The sequence below is a fragment of the Streptococcus sp. GMD4S genome (assembly GCF_000296955.1).
Window position 1 is genome coordinate 1 of the sequence record NZ_AJRE01000043.1, and the last position, 22,509, is coordinate 22,509.

22 protein-coding genes and 1 tRNA gene are annotated in these 22,509 nt (G+C 41.9%); 19 read left to right on the top strand and 4 right to left on the bottom strand.

Features of this window, described 5'->3' with window-relative positions:
* From GMD4S_RS04315 to GMD4S_RS04340, 6 genes are all read left to right on the top strand, one after another.
* Positions 1–243: zinc ribbon domain-containing protein YjdM (locus tag GMD4S_RS04315; protein ID WP_000295865.1), on the top strand; the 243-nt coding region annotated here is incomplete at its 5' end.
* 2 nt (positions 244–245) lie between these two features.
* Positions 246–869, top strand: a complete 624-nt coding sequence (locus GMD4S_RS04320; RefSeq protein ID WP_000775204.1) for a Pr6Pr family membrane protein — start codon at positions 246–248, stop codon at positions 867–869.
* 112 nt (positions 870–981) lie between these two features.
* Complete coding sequence (locus GMD4S_RS04325) at positions 982–2,133, top strand: MFS transporter (protein ID WP_000816261.1); 1,152 nt, start codon at positions 982–984, stop codon at positions 2,131–2,133.
* Between the two features lie 99 nt (positions 2,134–2,232).
* Entirely contained in the window at positions 2,233–2,982 is a 750-nt protein-coding gene (truA, locus tag GMD4S_RS04330; protein WP_000199159.1) for a tRNA pseudouridine(38-40) synthase TruA, read from the top strand.
* Entirely contained in the window at positions 2,972–3,745 is a 774-nt protein-coding gene (locus GMD4S_RS04335) for a bifunctional hydroxymethylpyrimidine kinase/phosphomethylpyrimidine kinase (protein WP_000794752.1), read from the top strand. Before truA ends, GMD4S_RS04335 begins: the two co-directional genes overlap by 11 nt.
* Complete coding sequence (locus GMD4S_RS04340; protein WP_000814995.1) at positions 3,723–4,184, top strand: ECF transporter S component; 462 nt, start codon at positions 3,723–3,725, stop codon at positions 4,182–4,184. Before GMD4S_RS04335 ends, GMD4S_RS04340 begins: the two co-directional genes overlap by 23 nt.
* A gap of 40 nt (positions 4,185–4,224) precedes the next feature.
* Here the strand turns inward: GMD4S_RS04340 and GMD4S_RS04345 are convergent, their stop codons facing one another.
* The 4 genes from GMD4S_RS04345 to GMD4S_RS04360 form a co-directional block, all read right to left on the bottom strand.
* Complete coding sequence (locus GMD4S_RS04345) at positions 4,225–5,307, bottom strand: M24 family metallopeptidase (protein ID WP_000040916.1); 1,083 nt, start codon at positions 5,305–5,307, stop codon at positions 4,225–4,227.
* A 127-nt stretch (positions 5,308–5,434) separates the two neighbouring features.
* Positions 5,435–6,217 carry a lipid II isoglutaminyl synthase subunit GatD gene (gene gatD, locus GMD4S_RS04350; RefSeq protein WP_000263169.1) on the bottom strand — a complete coding sequence of 261 codons (783 nt, stop codon included), beginning with the start codon at positions 6,215–6,217 and terminating at the stop codon, positions 5,435–5,437.
* The gene (murT, locus tag GMD4S_RS04355; RefSeq protein ID WP_000770019.1) at positions 6,217–7,560 is read right to left on the bottom strand and encodes a lipid II isoglutaminyl synthase subunit MurT; all 1,344 of its coding nucleotides are present in this window, start codon (positions 7,558–7,560) and stop codon (positions 6,217–6,219) included. The genes gatD and murT overlap by 1 nt, the downstream gene beginning before the upstream one ends.
* Positions 7,561–7,659: 99 nt before the next feature.
* Positions 7,660–8,976 (bottom strand): FAD-containing oxidoreductase, encoded by a 1,317-nt coding sequence (locus GMD4S_RS04360; protein WP_000958907.1) that lies wholly within the window; start codon positions 8,974–8,976, stop codon positions 7,660–7,662.
* Between the two features lie 349 nt (positions 8,977–9,325).
* On the opposite strand from GMD4S_RS04360, the gene GMD4S_RS04365 reads away from it, so the two are divergent.
* The 13 genes from GMD4S_RS04365 to GMD4S_RS04425 all read left to right on the top strand — a co-directional run.
* Positions 9,326–10,903: a DEAD/DEAH box helicase gene (locus GMD4S_RS04365; RefSeq protein ID WP_000671078.1), complete on the top strand. Its 1,578-nt coding sequence runs from the start codon at positions 9,326–9,328 to the stop codon at positions 10,901–10,903.
* 283 nt (positions 10,904–11,186) lie between these two features.
* Positions 11,187–11,975 (top strand): GTP-sensing pleiotropic transcriptional regulator CodY, encoded by a 789-nt coding sequence (gene codY / locus GMD4S_RS04370; RefSeq protein WP_000940726.1) that lies wholly within the window; start codon positions 11,187–11,189, stop codon positions 11,973–11,975.
* Complete coding sequence (locus tag GMD4S_RS04375; RefSeq protein WP_001029648.1) at positions 11,975–12,550, top strand: cysteine hydrolase family protein; 576 nt, start codon at positions 11,975–11,977, stop codon at positions 12,548–12,550. Before codY ends, GMD4S_RS04375 begins: the two co-directional genes overlap by 1 nt.
* 80 nt (positions 12,551–12,630) lie before the next feature.
* Positions 12,631–12,716, top strand: a tRNA-Leu gene (locus GMD4S_RS04380).
* A gap of 394 nt (positions 12,717–13,110) precedes the next feature.
* On the top strand, positions 13,111–14,388 hold the full coding sequence (locus GMD4S_RS04385; protein WP_001068253.1) for an ABC transporter permease: 1,278 nt from the start codon (positions 13,111–13,113) through the stop codon (positions 14,386–14,388).
* 12 nt (positions 14,389–14,400) lie between these two features.
* On the top strand, positions 14,401–15,048 hold the full coding sequence (gene vex2, locus GMD4S_RS04390) for an ABC transporter ATP-binding subunit Vex2 (RefSeq protein ID WP_000173737.1): 648 nt from the start codon (positions 14,401–14,403) through the stop codon (positions 15,046–15,048).
* A gap of 50 nt (positions 15,049–15,098) precedes the next feature.
* Complete coding sequence (vex3, locus tag GMD4S_RS04395) at positions 15,099–16,478, top strand: ABC transporter permease subunit Vex3 (RefSeq protein ID WP_000903007.1); 1,380 nt, start codon at positions 15,099–15,101, stop codon at positions 16,476–16,478.
* A gap of 248 nt (positions 16,479–16,726) precedes the next feature.
* The gene (gene vncR / locus GMD4S_RS04400) at positions 16,727–17,383 is read left to right on the top strand and encodes a response regulator transcription factor VncR (RefSeq protein ID WP_000697942.1); all 657 of its coding nucleotides are present in this window, start codon (positions 16,727–16,729) and stop codon (positions 17,381–17,383) included.
* Positions 17,380–18,708: a sensor histidine kinase VncS gene (gene vncS, locus GMD4S_RS04405; protein ID WP_000831388.1), complete on the top strand. Its 1,329-nt coding sequence runs from the start codon at positions 17,380–17,382 to the stop codon at positions 18,706–18,708. The genes vncR and vncS overlap by 4 nt, the downstream gene beginning before the upstream one ends.
* Before the next feature lie 139 nt (positions 18,709–18,847).
* Positions 18,848–19,729: a class II fructose-bisphosphate aldolase gene (locus GMD4S_RS04410; protein WP_001018999.1), complete on the top strand. Its 882-nt coding sequence runs from the start codon at positions 18,848–18,850 to the stop codon at positions 19,727–19,729.
* A 130-nt stretch (positions 19,730–19,859) separates the two neighbouring features.
* Positions 19,860–20,792, top strand: a complete 933-nt coding sequence (locus GMD4S_RS04415) for an alpha/beta fold hydrolase (protein WP_000734266.1) — start codon at positions 19,860–19,862, stop codon at positions 20,790–20,792.
* 51 nt (positions 20,793–20,843) lie between these two features.
* Complete coding sequence (locus GMD4S_RS04420) at positions 20,844–21,389, top strand: histidine phosphatase family protein (protein ID WP_001066186.1); 546 nt, start codon at positions 20,844–20,846, stop codon at positions 21,387–21,389.
* A gap of 319 nt (positions 21,390–21,708) precedes the next feature.
* On the top strand, positions 21,709–22,509 hold an 801-nt coding region (locus tag GMD4S_RS04425), incomplete at its 3' end, for an ABC transporter ATP-binding protein (RefSeq protein ID WP_001240814.1).

Consider the following 22,509-nt stretch of genomic DNA (forward strand, 5'->3'; position numbering starts at 1 on the left):
CCTGCAGAAGTTGCAGAAGTAGAAGAAGGTGTTGTTGCTATCGATGCCAATGGAAATAAATTGGCTGACGGCGATACTGTAACCCTTATCAAAGACTTGAAAGTAAAAGGTGCGCCAAAGGATTTGAAACAAGGAACTCGCGTTAAAAATATCCGTATCGTAGAAGGTGACCACAACATCGACTGTAAGATTGATGGTTTTGGAGCTATGAAACTCAAGTCAGAATTTGTTAAGAAAATCTAGCCATGAAACTGAATTATAAATTTATCTTTTATAGTCGTGTCCTCTTGTTCTTAGCGGCATTTACAGGAGTTTATTTGGAGATTACCAAACACGGTGGCTTTGGTATGCTCCTTTACTATACAGTGTTGTCCAATCTTTTGGTAACGATTTTCACGGGTTATCTGCTCCGTGTGATGAGCCGTTCAGGTGAAAATTGGCAAAGTCCGACCTTGCTTCGTCTCAAGGGTGGTGTTACCATGAGTATCATGATTACCTGTGTGATTTACCATTTTATGCTTGCTCCGATTGCGACAGACTTTTACCGTGTGGAAAATTTCCTTTGCCACTATATCGTTCCACTCTGGTTTTTAGCTGACACCCTCTTCTTTGATAAACGGGGTCAATACAAGATCTGGGATCCAGTCTTATGGACCATCTTGCCCTTGGTTTATATGATTTTTGCCTTGTTTAACGGCCTGGTCTTAAAACTCAATATTCCGAATTCCAAGGACAATCCCTTCCCATATTTCTTTTTAAATGTGAACAAGGGTTGGGACGTGGTTATCAAATGGTGTTTGATCATTTTTGCGGCCTATATGGTTGCAGGCTTCATCTTCTATCTGATCAAGCAAATCAAGCGAAAATAGTCTTCCTATTAGGAAAGTTAGGACGGAGTCTCTAGTTCAATCGGGCTCCTTCTTTTCTTGCCATCTTCCTTTTAAAAGGATAAACAGTGAGAAATATACAGAAAGAAAATTCATGAAACAATATTTAGAACGGGCTAGTATTTTGGCCCTCTCCCTCGTTTTGATTACCTCCTTTTCCATCTCAAGTGCTCTGCCAGCCATGTTTGACTACTATCAAGGCTACCCCAAGGAACAAATCGAGCTCCTGGTCAGTCTCCCTTCTTTTGGAATTATGATCATGCTGGTTTTAAATGGGTTTTTGGAGCGGTTGTTTCCTGAGAGACTTCAGATTAGTCTGGGACTTCTCATCCTTTCTATCGGTGGGACAGCCCCTTTCTGGTATCAGGAGTACAACTTTGTCTTTGCGATGCGGATTTTATTTGGCTTGGGTGTTGGGATGATCAATGCCAAGGCCATTTCCATCATCAGTGAACGCTATCATGGAAAGACACGGATCCAGATGTTGGGTCTTCGCGGATCAGCAGAAGTTGTCGGGGCATCGATTTTGACTCTAGTTGTAGGTCAACTCTTATCCTTGGGATGGACAGTGACCTTCTTGGCCTACAGTGCGGGGTTTTTAGTATTGATCCTTTATCTGCTCTTTGTCCCTTATGGGAAAGAAAAGAAAGAAACAAAGAGAAAAGAGACCGAAACGACTCGTTTGACAGGACAGATGAAAGGCTTAATTTTTCTATTGGCTGTCGAAGCAGCAGTAGTTGTCTGCACCAATACAGCTATCACCATTCGTATTCCTAGTCTGATGGTGGAAAGAGGTCTAGGGGATGCCCAGTTATCGAGCTTGGTTTTAAGTATCATGCAGTTGATTGGTATCTTGGCAGGTGTGAGTTTTTCTTTCTTTATCTCTCTGTTTAAAGAAAGGTTGCTCCTTTGGTCGGGTATCACCTTTGGATTGGGGCAGATTGTGATTGCCTTGTCTCCGTCATTGGGTGTGATGGTAGTTGGAAGTGTTGTGGCAGGTTTTTCCTACAGTGTGGCCTTGACCACTGTCTTTCAGCTTCTTTCTGAAAGAATACCAGCCAAGCTCCTTAATCAGGCAACATCTTTTGCAGTGCTAGGATGTAGCTTTGGGGCCTTTACGACACCTTTTATTCTTGGTGCGATTGGCTTGGTGACTCAAAACGGTATGTTGGTCTTCACCATTTTAGGATGTTGGTTGATTGTCACTTCTATCTTTGTTATGTACGCACTTCAAAAGAGAGCTTAGGATTGGTTTCCTAAGTTTTTCTTTTTGGGAATTTTGTACCCAGACAATTATTGGTTTTTAAACTTGTTTACACTTTTATTTCCTGATAAAATAGAAGTTATGACAAGATATAAAGCAATCATTTCCTATGATGGTTATGCCTTTTCTGGTTTTCAGCGCCAGCCTCATGCGCGGAGCGTTCAAGAGGAAATCGAAAAAACCTTAATGAGACTCAATAAGGGGCAAGCCATCACTGTTCATGGTGCTGGTAGGACGGATAGTGGGGTCCATGCTCTGGGACAGGTTATTCATTTTGATCTGCCCTATCAGATGGATGTGGAAAAACTCCGTTTTGCTCTGGATACCCAGTCACCAGAAGATATCGATGTGATTTCAATTAAGCTTGTGGCGGATGATTTTCATTGCCGTTATGCAAAACATAGCAAGACATATGAGTTTATCGTGGATAGGGGGCGTCCTAAAAATCCGATGCGCCGTCACTATGCTACTCACTTTCCCTATCCCCTCGATGTGGAGCGAATGCAGATAGCTGTCAAGAAATTAGAGGGAACCCATGATTTTACTGGGTTTACAGCATCTGGAACCAGTGTAGAGGACAAGGTTCGGACTATTACAGAAGCCAGCCTTAGTGTTGATGAGACAGGCCAATTTTTGACCTTTACCTTTTCAGGAAATGGTTTCTTGTATAAGCAGATTCGCAATATGGTGGGGACGCTGCTCAAAATAGGAAATAATCGAATGCCAGTTGAGCAGATTGACTTGATTTTGGAGAAGAAGGACAGAAAACTTGCAGGTCCAACGGCTGCACCGAATGGCTTGTATTTAAAGGAGATTCGTTATGAAGAATAATCGTATTTTAGCCCTTTCTGGGAATGATATTTTTAGTGGTGGTGGTTTATCAGCTGATTTGGCTACCTATACCTTAAATGGTCTGCATGGCTTTGTAGCAGTGACTTGTTTGACGGCCTTGACCGAAAAGGGCTTTGAAGTCTTTCCAACTGACGATGCCATTTTTCAACATGAATTGGATAGCTTACGTGATGTCGAGTTTGCAGGAATTAAGATTGGCCTTCTTCCTACTGTCAGTGTGGCTGAGAAGGCCTTGGACTTTATCAAGCAACGTCCAGGAGTGCCTGTGGTATTGGACCCCGTTTTGGTCTGCAAGGAAACGCACGATGTAGCTGTTAGTGAACTCTGTCAAGAGTTGATTCGCTTTTTCCCTCATGTCAGTGTGATTACGCCAAATCTTCCTGAAGCAGAATTATTGGCTGGTCAGGAAATTAAAACATTGGAAGACATGAAAGCTGTAGCGCAGAAATTGCATGATTTAGGAGCGCCAGCAGTTATTATCAAGGGAGGCAATCGCCTCAGTCAGGACAAGGCAGTGGATGTCTTTTATGATGGACAAACTTTCACTGTTCTAGAAAACCCAGTCATTCAAGGCCAAAATGCGGGTGCAGGATGTACCTTTGCCTCAAGCATCGCCAGTCACTTGGTTAAAGGGGATGAACTTTTACCAGCAGTAGAGAGCTCGAAAGCTTTCGTTTACCGTGCTATTGCACAAGCAGATCAATATGGAGTAAGACAATATGAAGCAAACCAAAACAACTAAAATCGCCCTTGTATCCCTCTTAACCGCCCTTTCTGTGGTCCTAGGCTATTACTTGAAAATTGGAACGCCAACAGGAATATTGACTCTCTTGGATGCAGGTATTTTCTTTACTGCCTTTTACTTTGGCAGTAAAGAAGGGGCCGTCGTTGGAGGACTAGCAGCTTTTCTGCTTGACCTTTTATCAGGCTTTCCACAGTGGATGTTCTTTAGCTTGGTAAACCATGGCTTGCAAGGATTTTTTGCAGGTTTTAAAGGGAAATGGCAATGGCTAGGCCTTGTCTTGGCTACTATCGTCATGGTAAGTGGCTACGCTCTGGGCTCAACTCTAATGAATGGCTGGTCAGCAGCCTTGCCAGAAATCCTTCCAAACTTCCTACAAAATACCTTGGGAATGGTTGTGGGATTTGTAGTCTTTCAGAGTGTCAAGAAGATAAAATAAAAAAGTCAGCTTCAATAGCTGACTTTTTGCTTATCTAGGTTTAATCAAAATAAAGCAAATCTTTGCTGGTGCTTGTAAAGAGGTCAAAGCCATCCTTGGTAACAACACCACAGTCTTCGATACGAACGCCGACTTTACCAGGGATATAGATACCTGGTTCAACAGAGAAGCACATGCCTTCTTCGATGACCATGTCGTTTCCTTCCATGATAGAAGGGAATTCGTGGACATCCATACCGATACCGTGACCGAGACGGTGGTTGAAGTACTCTCCGTAACCAGCTTTTTCAATGACTTCGCGAGCAGCGCGATCAACTTCATGTGCAGTCACACCTGGCTTGATAAAGTCAAGAGCAGCTTGTTGGGCTTCCAGAGTCAAGTTGTAGATATCTTTTTTGAATTGATCTGGTTTACCGACAGCGACCGTACGAGTCATATCTGATGCGTAGCCATTGACCATGACACCGAGGTCAAAGAGGAGAAGGGCGTCTTTTTCGACCTTGTTTGCACCAGGAATTCCGTGCGGATTTGCAGCGTTATCGCCAGTCAAGACCATGGTATCAAAACTCATTTCATAGCCTTCACGTTTCATGGCAAAGTCGATTTGGGCAATGATATCTGTCTCTGTCTTATCAAGAGAAATATTGTCAAAACCAACCTTAACAGCCTTATCAGCATAGATACCTGCAACCATCATTTTTTGCACTTCGTCAGCTGATTTGATGAGGCGCATGCGTTGGATGCGAGGAGTGAGGTTTTCAAACTCAGCAGTTTCAAAAACTGTTTTCAAACCATGGTATTTGGTCAAGATGAGATTGTCAAACTCAACAGCGACACGTTTGAAGTCAAGTTGAGGCAAAGCGTTTTTGATTTTTTGCCATGGATTTTCAGAATCCACATAGCCCACAACTGGGAAAGAGACAGTGCTGCTTGCACGCTCAACCTCAAGGGCTGGGACAAAGAGGAGAGGTTCCTGATCCGCTAAAACAAAGAGGAACATTTGGCGTTCATGGGGATCACTGTAAAAGCCAGTGAGGTAATTGATAGTGACGGGGTCAGATACGACAGCGACGTCTAGTTTTTCTGATTCAAGATATGTTAGGATTTGTTGTAATTTAGACATATGCTACCTTCTTTCTACCCCTCTATTTTGGCAAAAAATGAGAGAAAATGCAAGGGAGAAGGGTAAAAGAACAGGCAAAAAGAACTCCGAAAGGATAGCGGAGTTCTTTTATCTAATTTTCCTTAGTTTAAGAAAAGTCAGCCTTGCTTTTCACGTCGCTGTATTCTTCAGCGATTTCTTGACTGAGAATGTCCTCATAAGCAGGGAGTTGGATGTCCTGACCGTATTTTTTCCGGAGGGCAGTAGTAACCAGGCGATAAGCTAGATTGGCATTGCGAGAGAGGATAGGTCCGTGGAAGTAGGAACCAAAGACATTCTTATAATGAACCCCTTCGCCGATTTTTTCTTCGTTATTTCCATTTCCATAGACCACCTGTCCCAGCGGTTTTTGGTCATCTGAGAGGAAGGTACGTCCCTGGTGATTTTCAAAGCCATAGTAGGTTTCATCAAAATCTTCATTGTGAATTTTGATGTCACCGATAAAGCGGTTATTGGTTTGGTTGAGGGTATAGTGGCCCATGACCCCTAGCCCTTCGATGCGTTTCCCTGAAGCTTCAACATAATATTGACCCAATAGTTGGAAACCACCGCAGATAGCGAGAACCACTCCGTCGTTTTGGATGTAGTTGTCAATGCTCTCTTTCTTGGCAGGTAGATCGCCTGCGATGATACTTTGTTCAAAGTCTTGACCACCACCGAAAAAGGCGATATCGTAGTGGTTTTCATCAAAATCATCATGAAGTGAAACGATATCAACTGTTACATGAGCTCCCAGTTTTTCAGCCACATACTTGAGCATGAGGATATTGCCGTTGTCCCCGTAGGTATTCATGAGGTTTCCATAGAGGTGGGCAATGTTGAGCTGATAAGGGTAATTGCCAGCTTTTGAGGAAAGTGAAGTATAAACCATTAGTTCATCTCCTTTCTAACAATCTGACGACTAGCCAGCAGTTCGCGGAATTCCAGCATAGCAGTATAGGTAGCCAGGATATAGGCATGTTTGCAGTCTTGGTTCTCAATGGTTTTGAGAACTTGTTCCAGATTGCTTGTCTCAGTGATTTTCTCAGCTGGATAGCCAGTCACTCGTAGACGGCGTGCGATTTCAGAATGACGAACACCACCAGCATTGATTTCAGGAATGTCCATGTCAGTGATTTGTTCAAAGTCCGCATCCCAGATCCAGCTAGTGTCAATTCCGTCTGCATAGTTGGCATTGAGAAGGACAGATAGACTAAATGGATAAGGGGCTAGTTTGATCATCTCGATAGCTTGGGTCGCACCGACTGGATTTTTAATCAAGACAAGAGTACATTCTTTATCACCGATATGGAAGGTCTCCTGGCGTCCAAAGACAGCACGGCTCTTATCAAATCCTTGCTTGATGAGTTGCGAATCAGCCCCGAGAAAACGGGCGATGGCAACCGCAGCAAGAGCATTGTAAATATTGTAGAGTCCACCGATTTGAATACCGTATTCTTGTCCGTCGATGACAAAGCGAGAACGATTGTTAGTTAACTCAACCAAGTCTGTCAGACGGTAGTCCAAGTCAGGACGTTTACATCCACAGTTTTCGCAAATATAAGCTCCTAAATTAGCATAAGTATTAAGCTCATATTTCAAAATACCTTGACAGTCTGGGCAGAGAATACCTTCAGTATTGTAGTGAGCAAGTTTTGCTGGACCTTTCTCCAAGTCAAAACCAAAATATTGTACAGGATTTGGAATAGCTGGCTTGTAGAAAAGTGGACTGTCACCATTGAGGAGAACTGTAGCCGTAGGCACCTTACGAATGGCATCCAAAATCATGTTATAAGTCGTGTAAATCTCACCATAGCGGTCCATCTGGTCACGGAAAATATTAGTGATGACAAATAAGCTTGGCTGGATATAGTCACAGATACGAGATAGACTAGCCTCGTCAATTTCGAGGACGGCAATGTTTTTCCCAGTTTTAGAGTATTTGGCAGTCAAGAAGGTTGTCGTAATCCCTGTGATCATATTGGCACCGCTTGGATTGGTCAGAACCTGACCATAAACCTCTTTTAAAATGCCGACAGTGAGGGCAGTTGTCAGGGTTTTCCCGTTGGTTCCAGTGACCACGACAATCTCGTAGTTCTTAGCTAAATTTTGTAAAATATCTTTATCAAATTGAAGGGCGAGTTTTCCTGGGAGCGTGCTTCCACGGCCAAGACGGCTCAAGATGAAGTGAGAAGAACGCCCAGCAAGGAGGCCCAAAGTAGTTTTTAATTTCATGTTTCTATTATATCATAAAAGAGGGAAAAGACAGTTTTGAGATTTCGCAGAAACAAAAACAGCCCAAAGAGGGCTGTTAGCTAACAAATCAGTCTCAACTTAAATCGCAAACAAGTCATTCAAGTTCTCAGCCAAAGTTGGGTGAGTGAAGATTTGTTTTGTGAAGTAAGTATAAGGGATTTTGTTGTCCATGGCAACAGTGATGATGTTGATGATTTCTTGAGAACCTTCTGAGAAGATAGTTGCTCCAAGAATTTCTTTTGTTTCAGTATTGACAACAGCTTTGAAGGCTCCGCGAAGGTCTCCATTTACGTGACCACGAGGCATTGCTGCAACAAGGATTTCCTTCACTGCATATGGAAGTTTCAAATCTGCTGCTTGGCTTTCAGTCAAGCCAACTTGAGAAAGTGCAGGTGTGATGAACATGGTGTTTGGTACATTGAGACGGTCTTCAAGAGTGTAGCTACCATCTCCAGCAAGGTAGCTGTAGACAACGCGGAAGTCATCAAGTGAAATGTAGGTAAATTGAGGTCCACCGTTGACGTCTCCGACTGCAAAGACACCAGGAACGTTTGTTTGACAATGTTTGTCTACTTTGATAGCACCACGCTCTGTTAGTTCAATATCGGTATTCTCAAGTTGAAGTGGTTCAACGTTTGGTTTACGTCCGGTTGCGTAGAGAAGGGCATCGAAACGGTACGTTTCGTTTTCAGTTACGACAAGGACTTGGTCACCGTCGTTTTTGATTTCAGTAGTACGGATGTTTTGAAGCAATTCAATACCGTCTTCTTCCATGTATTGTTTAGCAAGAGCTGCGATGGATGGTTCTGCACGAGGAAGGAAAGTATCCAAGGCATCTAGGACTGTAACCTTGCTTCCAAGTTTGTTGTAGAGTCCTGCAAATTCAAGACCGATATTTCCGCCACCAAGGACACCAAGTTTTTCAGGCAATTTGTCCAAGTTTTGAATACCAGTCGAGTCAAAGACATTCTTACTTGTAGCAAGTCCAGGGATTGGCAAGACGTTTGAAACGGCACCGGTATTGATAACGATAGTTTCAGCAGTCAGTTCTTGTTTTTCATCACCAGCTTGGATTTCGATGACTTTGTTTGAAAGGAAGTGAGCTTCCGCATCAAAGATATCCACACCTGTACCAGCAACAGTCGCATAGTTTTTACCATTGAGGCGACTAATGATAGTATTTTTGGTAGCAATGACTTCTTCAAAAGACAAATCTTTCTCAGCAGCAACTAGCAAAGTTTTAGTTGGGATACAACCAATGTTGATACAAGTTCCGCCGTACATAGCCTTACTACGTTCGATAAGGGCAACTTTTTTACCAGCTGAAGCTAGTTTACCAGCCAGTGTTTTCCCTGCCTTACCAAATCCGATAACGATTAAATCATAAGTTAACATTTATAGTCCTCCTATTCGCATTTCATTCTAGCACAAGAAAAAAACTTTTGCACAATTCTGCTACGGGAAATGGAGTGAGTTTGAAATGCTCCCTTCAAATCCTTTGAAAAACCAGTTTCGGGCTACTTTACTGCTAGAAAATCGCTTACATGATTTTCTAGAGAAATTGGGCTATCTTTTGCTTCTCTCTTGTGTTATACTAGATAGGTTGCAAAGAAACCAGTACTTTTCTTTCGTGGAAAAGAAGCAACACGGTATCTCTTTTTTGTAGAAGATACGTCATGAAAAGAAAAGTATAAACTAAAGCCCTATAGGGTGGCTTCGCACCACCTTTAGAAAGAAGAATAACGTGAAATTTAATGAATTTAACTTGTCTGCTGAATTGCTAGCAGAGATTGAAAAAGCTGGATTTGTAGAAGCCAGTCCCATCCAAGAACAGACCATTCCCTTGGCTCTCGAAGGAAAAGACGTTATTGGTCAAGCTCAGACAGGTACAGGAAAAACTGCAGCCTTTGGCTTGCCAACCCTTGAAAAAATCCGTACAGAAGAAGCGACCATCCAAGCCTTGGTTATCGCTCCAACTCGTGAACTCGCTGTCCAAAGTCAAGAGGAACTCTTCCGTTTTGGCCGTAGCAAGGGAGTGAAAGTTCGCTCAGTTTACGGTGGTTCCAGCATTGAAAAACAAATCAAAGCTCTTAAATCTGGTGCCCACATCGTGGTAGGAACACCAGGCCGTCTCTTGGACTTGATTAAACGCAAGGCCTTGAAATTACAAGATATTGAAACTCTGATTCTTGACGAAGCGGACGAAATGCTCAACATGGGCTTCCTTGAAGACATTGAAGCCATCATTTCCCGTGTCCCTGAAAATCGTCAAACCTTGCTCTTTTCAGCAACCATGCCAGATGCTATCAAACGTATCGGTGTTCAGTTTATGAAAGACCCTGAGCATGTCAAGATTGCTGCCAAGGAATTGACAACAGAATTGGTAGATCAGTACTATATCCGTGTCAAGGAACAAGAGAAATTTGATACCATGACACGTCTTATGGATGTGGAACAACCAGAGCTTGCTATCGTATTTGGTCGTACCAAACGCCGTGTAGATGAATTGACTCGTGGACTTAAAATCCGTGGCTTCCGTGCAGAAGGGATTCATGGTGACTTAGACCAGAACAAACGTCTTCGTGTCCTTCGTGATTTCAAAAATGGGAATCTTGATGTTCTAGTTGCGACAGACGTTGCAGCACGTGGTTTGGATATCTCAGGTGTGACCCATGTCTACAACTACGATATTCCACAAGATCCTGAAAGTTATGTTCACCGTATCGGTCGTACAGGTCGTGCTGGTAAGTCAGGTCAATCTATTACTTTCGTAGCACCAAATGAAATGGGCTACCTTCAAATCATCGAAACCTTGACTAAGAAACGCATGAAAGGCTTGAAACCAGCGACAGCAGAAGAAGCCTTCCAAGCTAAGAAACAAGTAGCGCTCAAGAAAATCGAACGAGACTTCGCAGACGAAGCCATTCGTGGGAACTTTGAGAAATTTGCTAAAGATGCTCGTAAGTTAGCTGCAGAATTTAGTCCAGAAGAATTGGCTATGTATATCTTGAGTCTGACAGTCCAAGATCCAGACAGCCTTCCTGAAGTGGAGATTGCGCGTGAAAAACCACTGCCATTTAAACCATCAGGTAATGGATTCGGTGGCAAAGGTAAGGGAGGTCGTGGAGGCCGTCGTGGGGACGACCGTCGAGACCGTGATCGCCGCGGCAATGGTCGCCGTGATGATTTCAAAAAAGGCAGTCGTGGGAACGATCGTTTTGATAAAGACAGACGTTACCGTAATAAAGACAATAAAAAACCTCGCAACACTTCAAGCGAAAAGAAGACCGGCTTTGTTATTCGTAACAAAGGAGACAAATAGAAAAAAGCGATTCACAGTGTGAATCGCTTTTATATATAAGGAGACCGATAGTAAAAGAAGATGGTGATAGTAAAGGATAGGTGAAACGGAAAGGGATTTATCATGTCATCTTCTTATAATGTTATAATATCAAAAATAAAATAGGATGTCAATAAAAAAATCGCTTTTTTTTCTAAAATATTTTTGCTGTTCAAAATTGCAATTAAATAAGCAATTTTCAGATAATTATTGAAATAAAGACTTTTCTATGTTATAATGGAAGCGATTATATGCGAGGTAAAAAATGGCACATTTATTAGAAAAAACAAGAAAAATCACGTCTATTCTAAAGCGCTCTGAGGAGCAACTCCAAGATGAACTTCCTTACAATGCGATCACACGCCAGTTAGCTGATATTATTGACTGTAACGCTTGTATTGTGAATAACAAGGGACGTCTCTTGGGCTACTTTATGCGTTATAAGACCAATAATGACCGTGTAGAACAATTCTTCCAAACCAAAACCTTCCCTGAGGTCTATGTACAAGGGGCGAACATGATTTATGATACGGAAGCAAATCTTCCTGTTGAACATGATTTGACCATTTTCCCTGTGGAGAGCCGTGCGGACTTTCCAGATGGGTTGACAACTATTGCTCCGATTCATGTATCAGGGATTCGCCTAGGTTCGTTAATCATTTGGCGCAATGATAAGAAATTTGAAGATGAAGATTTGATTCTTGTCGAGATTGCGAGCACGGTTGTGGGAATTCAACTATTGAACTTTCAACGTGAAGAAGATGAGAAAAATATTCGCCGTCGTACGGCTGTTACCATGGCGGTCAACACCCTTTCCTATTCAGAACTTCGTGCCGTATCAGCTATTTTAGCTGAATTGGATGGAAATGAAGGGCAGCTGACTGCGTCTGTTATTGCAGACCGTATTGGCATTACACGCTCAGTGATTGTCAATGCGCTTCGTAAACTGGAGTCAGCGGGAATTATTGAGAGTCGCTCATTAGGAATGAAGGGGACTTATCTCAAAGTTCTAATTAGTGATATTTTTGAGGAAGTGAAAAAGAGGGACTACTAATGGCAAAAGCTTTAATCTCGATTGACTATACAGAGGATTTCGTAGCAGACCATGGAAAGCTAACTGCTGGCGCTCCCGCTCAAGCAATATCAAAAGCCATTGATCAGGCAACCAGATTAGCTTTTGATCGTGGAGACTATGTCTTTTTTACCATTGATGCTCATGAAGAGAAGGATACATTCCACCCAGAAAGCAAGCTCTTTCCACCACACAACATCATCGGAACTAGTGGTCGTAACCTTTATGGCCCCCTAGCTGACTTTTATGCTGAGCATGAGGCGGATAGTCGCGTCTTTTGGATGGACAAACGTCACTATTCAGCATTTTCAGGAACGGACTTAGATATCCGTTTGCGGGAACGTCGGGTAGATACGGTCATTTTGACCGGTGTATTGACTGACATTTGTGTCCTTCATACGGCTATTGATGCCTACAATTTAGGTTATGACATTGAAGTTGTCAAACCTGCGGTTGCCTCTATTTGGCCAGAAAATCATCTGTTTGCTCTTGGGCATTTTAAGAACACATTGGGAGCAAAATTACTGGATGAAAACCTTGCTGAAATTGAACTATAAGCCGGTTGGAAAAATGAAAAAAATCTGAAAAAAGTGTTGACAAAGATTTTGAAAGTTGATATACTAGTAAAGTAATCGACGCGGGGATGGCGGAATTGGCAGACGCGCAGGACTAAGGATCCTGTGACCGCTTTAGGTCGTGAGGGTTCAAGTCCCTCTCTCCGCATAGGGTAAGAGTTAGCTTTGGCTAGCTCTTTTTGTTTTTACAAAGAAGACTAGAGGCTACGTTTCGTGTATAGAAAAATATTGGCATCAAGAACAGTTCATTGTATCAGAACATTTAAACTGAGTTCACTATTTCATTCTATCAAGAATATCCTCAAACACTAGTCAGAAAATGAAGAACTTAGGAAATGGAAAAAGACTAATCAGAAAGATGTGACTATCATTTTTAAAATGAAGTAGATTTTTGATTGGTACTATACTTCCTTATATAAGAAGGAAAGTTAGCAGTTGCTAGCTTTCTTCATTTTTTCAAAAAATAAATCAAAAAAATTTTTGATTTCATAAACATTTCATATTTGGATTTTATAATAGTCTTACAAATATGGAGGTGACAAATGAATCCAATCCAAAGAGCTTGGGCTTATGTCAGCAGAAAACGACTGAGAAGTTTTATTTTATTTCTGATTTTATTTGTCCTTTTAGCAGGAATTTCAGCCTGTTTGACTCTGATGAAGTCCAACAAAACAGTAGAAAGCAATCTTTACAAATCACTCAATACTTCTTTTTCTATCAAAAAGATCGAAAATGGACAGACCTTCAAGTTGTCTGACCTTGCATCCGTGAGCAAGATTAAGGGACTGGAAAATGTCTCTCCTGAACTTGAGACGGTCGCAAAACTAAAAGACAAGGAAGCGGTGAGTGGTGAGCAGAGCGTAGAACGTGATGATTTGTCAGCTGCAGACAAGAACTTGGTTAGCTTAACGGCTCTCGAGGATTCATCCAAGGATGTCACCTTTACCAGTTCGGCTTTCAATCTAAAAGAAGGGCGACACCTTCAAAAAGGGGACTCCAAGAAAATCCTCATCCACGAAGAGTTGGCCAAGAAGAATGGTCTTTCGCTTCACGACAAGATTCGCTTGGATGCTGGTCAGTCCGAAGCTGGAAAGGGGCAAACAGTAGAGTTTGAAATTGTCGGCATCTTTTCTGGTAAAAAACAAGAAAAGTTCACAGGCTTGTCTTCCGACTTCAGTGAAAACCAGGTCTTTACAGACTATGAAAGTAGCCAAACCCTTCTGGGAAATAGTGAACCGCAGGTCAGTGCAGCGCGCTTCTATGTAGAAAATCCTAAGGAAATGGACGGACTCATGAAGCAGGTGGAAAACTTGGCTTTGGAAAGTCAAGGCTACCAAGTCGAGAAGGAAAACAAGGCCTTTGAACAAATCAAAGACTCAGTGGCAACCTTCCAAACCTTCCTGACCATCTTCCTTTATGGGATGTTGATAGCAGGAGCAGGAGCCCTAATTTTGGTCTTGTCTCTCTGGTTGAGAGAAAGAGTCTACGAAGTGGGGATTCTTCTGGCACTTGGAAAAGGCAAGAGTTCGATCTTCCTCCAGTTCTGTTTAGAGGTAGTTTTGGTATCACTTGGAGCTTTGCTTCCATCCTTTATCGCTGGAAATGCCATCACATCCTATCTACTCCAAACTGTACTAGCCAGTGGAGATCAGGCAACCTTACAGGACACGCTGGCCAAAGCAAGTGGTCTATCAACCAGTCTCCTATCCTTTGCAGAATCCTATGTCTTTCTGCTCCTGATTGGTTGCTTGTCTGTAGCCCTTTGTTTCGTATTTCTATTTAGAAAATCGCCGAAAGAAATTTTATCATCTATTAGTTAAGAAGGAGAAATCATGACTTTATTACAATTGCAAGATGTTACCTACCGTTATAAGAACACTGCTGAAGCAGTTTTATATCAGATCAAGTATAATTTTGAACCCGGAAAATTTTATAGTATCATTGGTGAGTCAGGAGCAGGAAAATCCACTCTCTTGTCCCTACTGGCTGGTCTAGATAGTCCTGTTGAAGGTTCTATCCTTTTCCAAGGAGAGGACATTCGGAACAAGGGGTATTCATACCATCGCATGCACCATATTTCCCTGGTCTTTCAAAATTATAACTTGATAGATTATCTTTCTCCGCTGGAAAATATCCGCTTGGTCAACAAAAAAGCAAGCAAGGATACACTTCTTGAGCTTGGTTTGGATGAAAGTCAGATCAAGCGGAACGTTCTCCAGTTATCAGGTGGTCAACAGCAACGTGTAGCCATCGCTCGCAGTTTAGTCTCAGAAGCTCCAGTTATTCTAGCTGATGAGCCAACAGGAAATCTGGACCCTAAAACTGCTGGAGATATTATCGAACTGCTCAAATCACTTGCCCAGAAAACAGGTAAATGTGTGATCGTCGTCACCCACAGTAAAGAAGTGGCACAAGCGTCAGATATTACACTTGAATTGAAGGACAAGAAACTGACTGAAACTCGCAACACTACAAAATAAGATGAGCTTGTTTTGATAGAATTATGAAATCAAATCTAGAAAGGGAACCTATGTTACACAACGCATTTGCCTATGTTACAAGGAAGTTTTTCAAATCGATTGTTATCTTCCTGATTATTCTCCTCATGGCGAGCTTGAGTTTGGTCGGTTTGTCGATCAAGGGAGCTACTGCCAAGGCCTCTCAGGAGACCTTTAAAAATATCACCAATAGTTTCTCCATGCAAATCAATCGTCGCGTCAATCAAGGAACGCCACGTGGTTCTGGGAATATTAAGGGTGAGGATATCAAAAAAATCACCGAAAATAAGGCCATCGAGTCTTATGTTAAACGCATCAACGTTATCGGAGATTTGACTGGATACGACCTCATTGAAACGCCAGAAACCAAGAAAAATCTCACTGCAGACCGTGCCAAACGGTTTGGAAGCAGTTTGATGATTACAGGTGTCAATGACTCCTCTAAAGAAGACAAGTTTGTCTCTGGCTCATATAAGCTAGTTGAAGGTGAGCACCTAACCAACGACGACAAGGACAAGATCCTCATGCACAAGGACTTGGCAGCCAAACACGGTTGGAAAGTCGGAGATAAGGTCAAATTGGACTCTAATGTCTATGATGCAGACAATGAAAAAGGGGCCAAAGAAACAGTTGAAGTGACAATCAAGGGACTCTTTGATGGTCACAATAAGTCAGCAGTAACCTACTCACAAGAACTCTATGAAAACACAGCTATCACAGACATTCACACTGCTGCAAAACTTTATGGATACACAGAAGACACAGCTATTTATGGGGACGCAACCTTCTTTGTAACAGCGGACAAGAACTTGGATGACGTCATGAAAGAGTTGAATGGTATCAGCGGTATCAACTGGAAGAGCTACACACTTGTGAAGAGCTCCTCTAACTACCCAGCTCTAGAGCAATCCATCTCTGGTATGTACAAGATGGCCAACCTCCTCTTTTGGGGTAGCTTGAGCTTCTCAGTTCTTCTCCTTGCACTCTTGCTCAGTCTTTGGATCAATGCCCGTCGCAAGGAAGTGGGAATCCTCCTCTCTATCGGTCTCAAGCAGGCAAGTATCTTGGGGCAATTCATCACCGAATCGATCTTGATTGCCATCCCTGCTCTTGTTTCTGCTTACTTCCTAGCCAACTACACAGCCCGTGCAATCGGAAATACTGTTCTTGCCAATGTCACTTCAGGTGTTGCCAAGCAAGCCAGTAAGGCTGCTCAAGCTTCTAACCTTGGTGGTGGTGCAGAAGTAGACGGCTTTAGCAAGACCTTGTCGAGCCTAGACATTTCCATTCAGACATCAGACTTTATCATCGTCTTTGTCCTTGCTTTGGTTCTAGTGGTTCTCGTTATGGCGCTTGCTTCAAGCAATCTCCTTAGAAAACAACCAAAAGAACTCTTGCTCGATAGCGAATAAAAAACTTGCTACCTATTCTCCCCTAAATGGGGTATAATATAGGTAGCATTTTTATCTGTTTTGTCTTGATAAGGACTCTTCGAAAATCAAATTCAAACCACGTCAGCTTCACCTTGCCGTACTCAAGTACAGCCTGCGGCTAGCTTCCTAGTTTGCTCTTTGGTTTTCATTGAGTATAAGGACTCTTCCTATCAGGATGAAACAGAGGAGATTTACAAGAAATTTAAAGGATGTGAACCGTTTTTTCTATGAAAATTTTAATTGTAGAAGATGAAGAGATGATCCGTGAGGGAATCAGTGACTATTTGACGGATTGTGGTTATGAAACCATTGAGGCAGCAGACGGTCAAGAAGCTCTGGAAAAATTTTCCAGCTATGAAGTAGCCCTAGTTTTATTGGATATCCAAATGCCCAAGCTTAATGGCCTCGAAGTCCTAGCGGAGATTCGTAAAACCAGTCAGGTCCCTGTCCTGATGTTAACCGCCTTTCAGGATGAGGAATACAAGATGAGTGCTTTTGCTTCTCTAGCAGATGGTTATCTGGAAAAGCCCTTCTCTCTCTCCCTTCTAAAAGTGAGGGTGGATGCAATTTTCAAGCGCTACTACGATACGGGACGAGTCTTCTCCTATAAGGATACCAAGGTGGATTTTGAGAGTTACAGTGCAAGCCTCGCAGGTCAAGAAGTGGCCATTAATGCCAAAGAGTTGGAAATTCTGGACTATCTGGTGAAAAATGAAGGACGGGCCTTGACTCGTTCTCAGATTATCGATGCGGTCTGGAAGGCAACAGATGAGGTTCCCTTTGACCGTGTCATTGATGTCTATATCAAAGAACTGCGGAAAAAGCTAGACTTGGATTGCATCCTCACTGTGCGCAATGTTGGTTATAAATTGGAGCGAAAATGAAACGAACAGGTTTATTTACAAAGATTTTTAGCTATACCTTCTCGATTTTTAGTGTTCTGGTTATTTGTCTTCATTTAGCCATTTATTTTCTCTTTCCCTCTACTTATCTGAGCCATCGTCAGGAAACCATTGGTCAGAAAGCGACTGCTATTGCCCAATCCCTAGACGGAAAAGATAGGCAGAATATTGAGCAAGTCTTAGACTTGTATTCCCAGACCAGTGATATCAAAGGGGCTGTCAAGGGAGAGATGACCGAGGACAAGTTAGAAGTCAAGGACAATCTTCCTCTGGATACGGACCGCCAGACCATTTCCCTCTTTATCGAGGAGCGTGAGGTGAAAACGCAAGATGGTAGCACCATGACTCTCCAATTTCTAGCTTCCATGGACTTGCAAAAAGAAGCAGAGCAGATCAGTCTCCAGTTTCTCCCCTATACCTTGCTGGCATCCTTTCTGATTTCCCTCTTGGTAGCCTATATCTATGCTCGAACCATTGTTGCACCGATTTTGGAAATCAAGCGAGTGACCCGTCGGATGATGGATTTGGATGCCCAAGTGCGATTGCGTGTAGATTCTAAGGACGAGATTGGTGATCTCAAGGAACAAATCAATAGCCTTTACCAGCATCTCTTGACTGTCATTGCGGACTTGCATGACAAGAATGAAGCTATTCTCCAGCTGGAGAAGATGAAGGTTGAGTTCCTGCGAGGAGCTTCTCATGAATTGAAAACACCACTGGCTAGCTTGAAAATCCTAATCGAAAATATGAAAGAAAATGTCGGCCGTTATAAGGATAGAGACCATTATCTTGGAGTTGCCTTGGGGATTGTGGATGACCTCAGCCACCACGTTCTCCAGATACTGTCTCTTTCTTCTGTTCAGGAATTGCGAGACGAGAAAGAAGAGGTCGACCTTCTTCAGATGACGCAAAGTCTGGTTAATGATTATGCTTTGCTCGCCAAGGAGAGAGAACTTCAGGTAGACATTAGCCTAACCCGTCAGCAAGCTTACATAAACCCATCTGTCATGAAATTGATCCTATCTAATCTCATCAGCAATGCCATCAAGCACTCCACTCCAGGTGGCCTGGTCCGCATCGGGGAGAGAGAAGGAGAACTCTTTATTGAGAATAGCTGTAGTTCTGAAGAACAAGAAAAATTGGCCCAGTCTTTTTCTGAAAATGCTAGTCGCAAGGCCAAGGGTTCAGGAATGGGGCTCTTTGTGGTCAAAAGTTTATTAGAACACGAGAAATTACCTTATCATTTTGAGATGCAAGATTATCGTTTGACCTTCTTCATGTCTTATCCTAAAGTCGATCAAGACTAAGGGAAAGAAAGGGTTTACATTGATTGAGTTGGAAGAAATTCAATCTAAAGTATGGGAAAAACTAGCTTTTTTTGTCAAAAAGTGATAAAATGAACAATGTAAATGGGATGTCCCAAAAAATATATAGGAGGCCTGACAAATGGCAATCGTTTCAGCAGAAAAATTTGTCCAAGCAGCTCGTGACAACGGTTATGCAGTTGGTGGATTTAACACAAACAACCTTGAGTGGACTCAAGCTATCTTGCGTGCAGCAGAAGCTAAAAAAGCTCCAGTTTTGATCCAAACTTCAATGGGTGCTGCTAAATACATGGGTGGTTACAAAGTTGCTCGCAACTTGATCGCTAACCTTGTTGAGTCAATGGGTATCACTGTACCAGTAGCTATCCACCTTGACCACGGTCACTACGAAGATGCACTTGAGTGTATCGAAGTTGGTTACACTTCAATCATGTTTGACGGTTCACACCTTCCAGTTGAAGAAAACCTTAAATTGGCTAAAGAAGTTGTTGAAAAAGCTCACGCTAAAGGTATCTCAGTAGAAGCTGAAGTTGGTACTATCGGTGGTGAAGAAGACGGTATCATCGGTAAAGGTGAATTGGCTCCAATCGAAGACGCTAAAGCAATGGTTGCAACTGGTATCGACTTCTTGGCAGCTGGTATCGGTAACATCCACGGTCCATACCCAGCAAACTGGGAAGGTCTTGACCTTGACCACTTGCAAAAATTGACAGAAGCTCTTCCAGGTTTCCCAATCGTATTGCACGGTGGATCAGGTATTCCTGATGAGCAAATCCAAGCAGCTATCAAACTTGGTGTTGCGAAAGTTAACGTTAACACTGAATGTCAAATCGCATTCGCTAACGCAACTCGTAAATTTGCTCGTGACTACGAAGCAAACGAAGCAGAATACGACAAGAAAAAACTCTTCGACCCACGTAAATTCTTGGCTGACGGTGTAAAAGCTATCCAAGCATCAGTTGAAGAACGCATCGACGTATTCGGTTCAGAAGGTAAAGCTTAATCGAGCTGAACAATACAGAAAGAACCTGCCCCTAAGGGCAGGTTTTTTGGTGTTTGAAACTATAGAGAATATGTTGGGGAAGAATCTATCTTAAGTTGCTAAAAGAGTCTAATTTTTGTACAATAATGCTATGAAAAAACTGAAAAAATGGAGTCTTGGCTTTCTTAGTTTCATTCTTTTGTTTTTAGGGGCAACATTCATCTTTCATCGTATCAGTTTGGAAAAGGAACAAGCCTCACTAACACCTGTGGGACAGCAAGTTCTTGTCAATGGTCATCAAATGAATGTTTATGTTCAAGGTGAAGGACCTGAGACTATAGTAGTTATCTCAGGTGCTGGTATTGCTTCTCCTATATTGGATTTTAAAGAAGTATCGGAATCCTTATCGAAACAGTATAAGCTAGTTATCGTGGAGAGGGCGGGATATGGTTATAGTGATGATAGCAATCATTCAAGAGATGTGATGGAGGTTTTGTCTGAGACTCGCCAAGCTCTTTCCCAAGCAAATATCACAGGGCCGTTTATCATTCTGTCTCATTCCATGGCTAGTCTAGAGAGTTTGGCTTGGCAGGAGAAGTATCCTGATGAAGTGAAAGCCTTGATTGGTCTGGATTGGGCACTGCCGTCAAGTTATGAGAATTTAAAGGATAATCAGGCCTTGCTCACTGTGGCATATTGGAGTAGCAAGATTGGTTTATTACGCTATTTACCTGAGTCTTTTTATATAAAAAATCAAACTCTGACCGAAAATGAACGAAAACAATATAAACTTCTAGCTTATAAGCAGTTGATGTCACAAGCCATGCTTTATGAATCTCAAACGGTAAAGGAAAATGCTAAGAAAGTTCCCTCTAGCATCAATCCGAAAATTCCCACCTTATTACTGGTATCTAACGGCGAAGGCACCAGTTTTAGCCAATCAGAATGGCAACGTTATGCAGAGAGATTTGCAAGCGACCAGTCTAATGTTCAAGTCGTCTATATGGATGCGCCTCACGACCTCTATCATTATCAAAGCGATGCTATTGTTTCTCGCATTAAAGAATTTTTAGAGAATAATTGAGGGCTTAAAAATCCATTGAGACTGATGATAATAATTGAAAGGTAATGACTTATGAATAATTCTTATATTTTACTTAGACATGCTCATTCAAGATTTTCAAGTGATGATTTCAATAGAACTTTATCAGAAAAAGGATTCTCATCTCTTGACCAGTTAGATTTTTTGAATTCTTTTAATATTGATTATTATTTTTCTAGTCCTTATAAACGAGCATTTGAAACGATTAATAGCTCGCCAATTCAATTTGATAAAATAGTTCTTGATAATCGGTTACGAGAGCGAAAATTATCTTCAACCTTTATAAAAGATTCTGAGTTTGAAGACAGTATTAAATATTTATGGCAAAATCCTAGTGAATCTCTTTTAGAAGGGGAATCAAATCAAGACGCACTAGCTAGAGTACTAAATTTTTTAATGGAATTGGAAGAGAGATACTCAGAAAAAATGATTTTACTTAGTTCACACGGGAATTTGATAGGAATACTACTACATCACTTTGATTCCAGTTTTGATTATGAAAAATGGGAGCATATGACCTTTCCAGATTGTTTTCTAATTGATAGAGATGGGATTGTGAAAAGAATTTTGAAAGATTAGTTCGTTGATTAAATAGTGAATCATATTGATCAAAATAGTTTGCTTTTTACAACTCGTAACCTGCCCATCGGGCAGGTCTTTTTGGTGTTTTAAGGAAACTATTAAACCAGAATTTTGGATTTAAAATAGCATTTTAAGAGTGAAATCTCTAATTTCATAATCTGTAGGCAAACGCTTGCATTCCGTTTTTTATTGGACTATAATAGGTTGGTATAAAGCCTTCTGTAAGAATAACAATTAGAAAGTTTAGAAAGTAAGGACTTAGAATATTTGTAGTCAAAAATACAATGTTGCTATTCCTTGCGATAGGGAGATAGATATGGCAATGATAGAAGTGGAACATCTTCAGAAAAATTTTGTGAAGACTGTTAAGGAACCAGGCTTGAAAGGGGCTTTGCGCTCCTTTATTCATCCTGAAAAGCAGACCTTTGAAGCGGTCAAGGATTTGACTTTTGAGGTACCCAAGGGCCAAATTCTAGGTTTTATCGGCGCAAATGGTGCTGGGAAGTCAACAACCATCAAAATGCTGACAGGGATTTTAAAACCGACATCGGGCTATTGTCGGATCAATGGCAAGATTCCGCAGGACAATCGTCAAGACTATGTCAAGGATATCGGGGTTGTCTTTGGACAACGAACCCAGCTATGGTGGGATTTGGCACTGCAAGAGACCTACACGGTCTTGAAAGAGATTTACGATGTGCCAGACTCACTTTTTCATAAACGCATGGACTTTTTAAATGAAGTCTTGGATTTGAAGGAATTTATCAAGGATCCCGTGCGGACTCTTTCACTGGGGCAACGGATGCGGGCGGATATTGCGGCTTCCTTGCTTCACAATCCCAAGGTTCTCTTTTTAGATGAACCGACCATTGGTCTGGATGTTTCCGTCAAGGACAATATTCGTCGGGCTATTACCCAGATCAATCAGGAGGAAGAAACAACTATCCTCTTGACCACTCACGACCTGAGCGACATTGAGCAACTCTGTGATCGAATTTTTATGATTGATAAGGGGCAAGAGATTTTTGATGGAACGGTTAGCCAGCTCAAGGAGACCTTTGGCAAGATGAAGACTCTTTCCTTTGAACTGCTACCAGGTCAAAGTCATCTCCTTTCT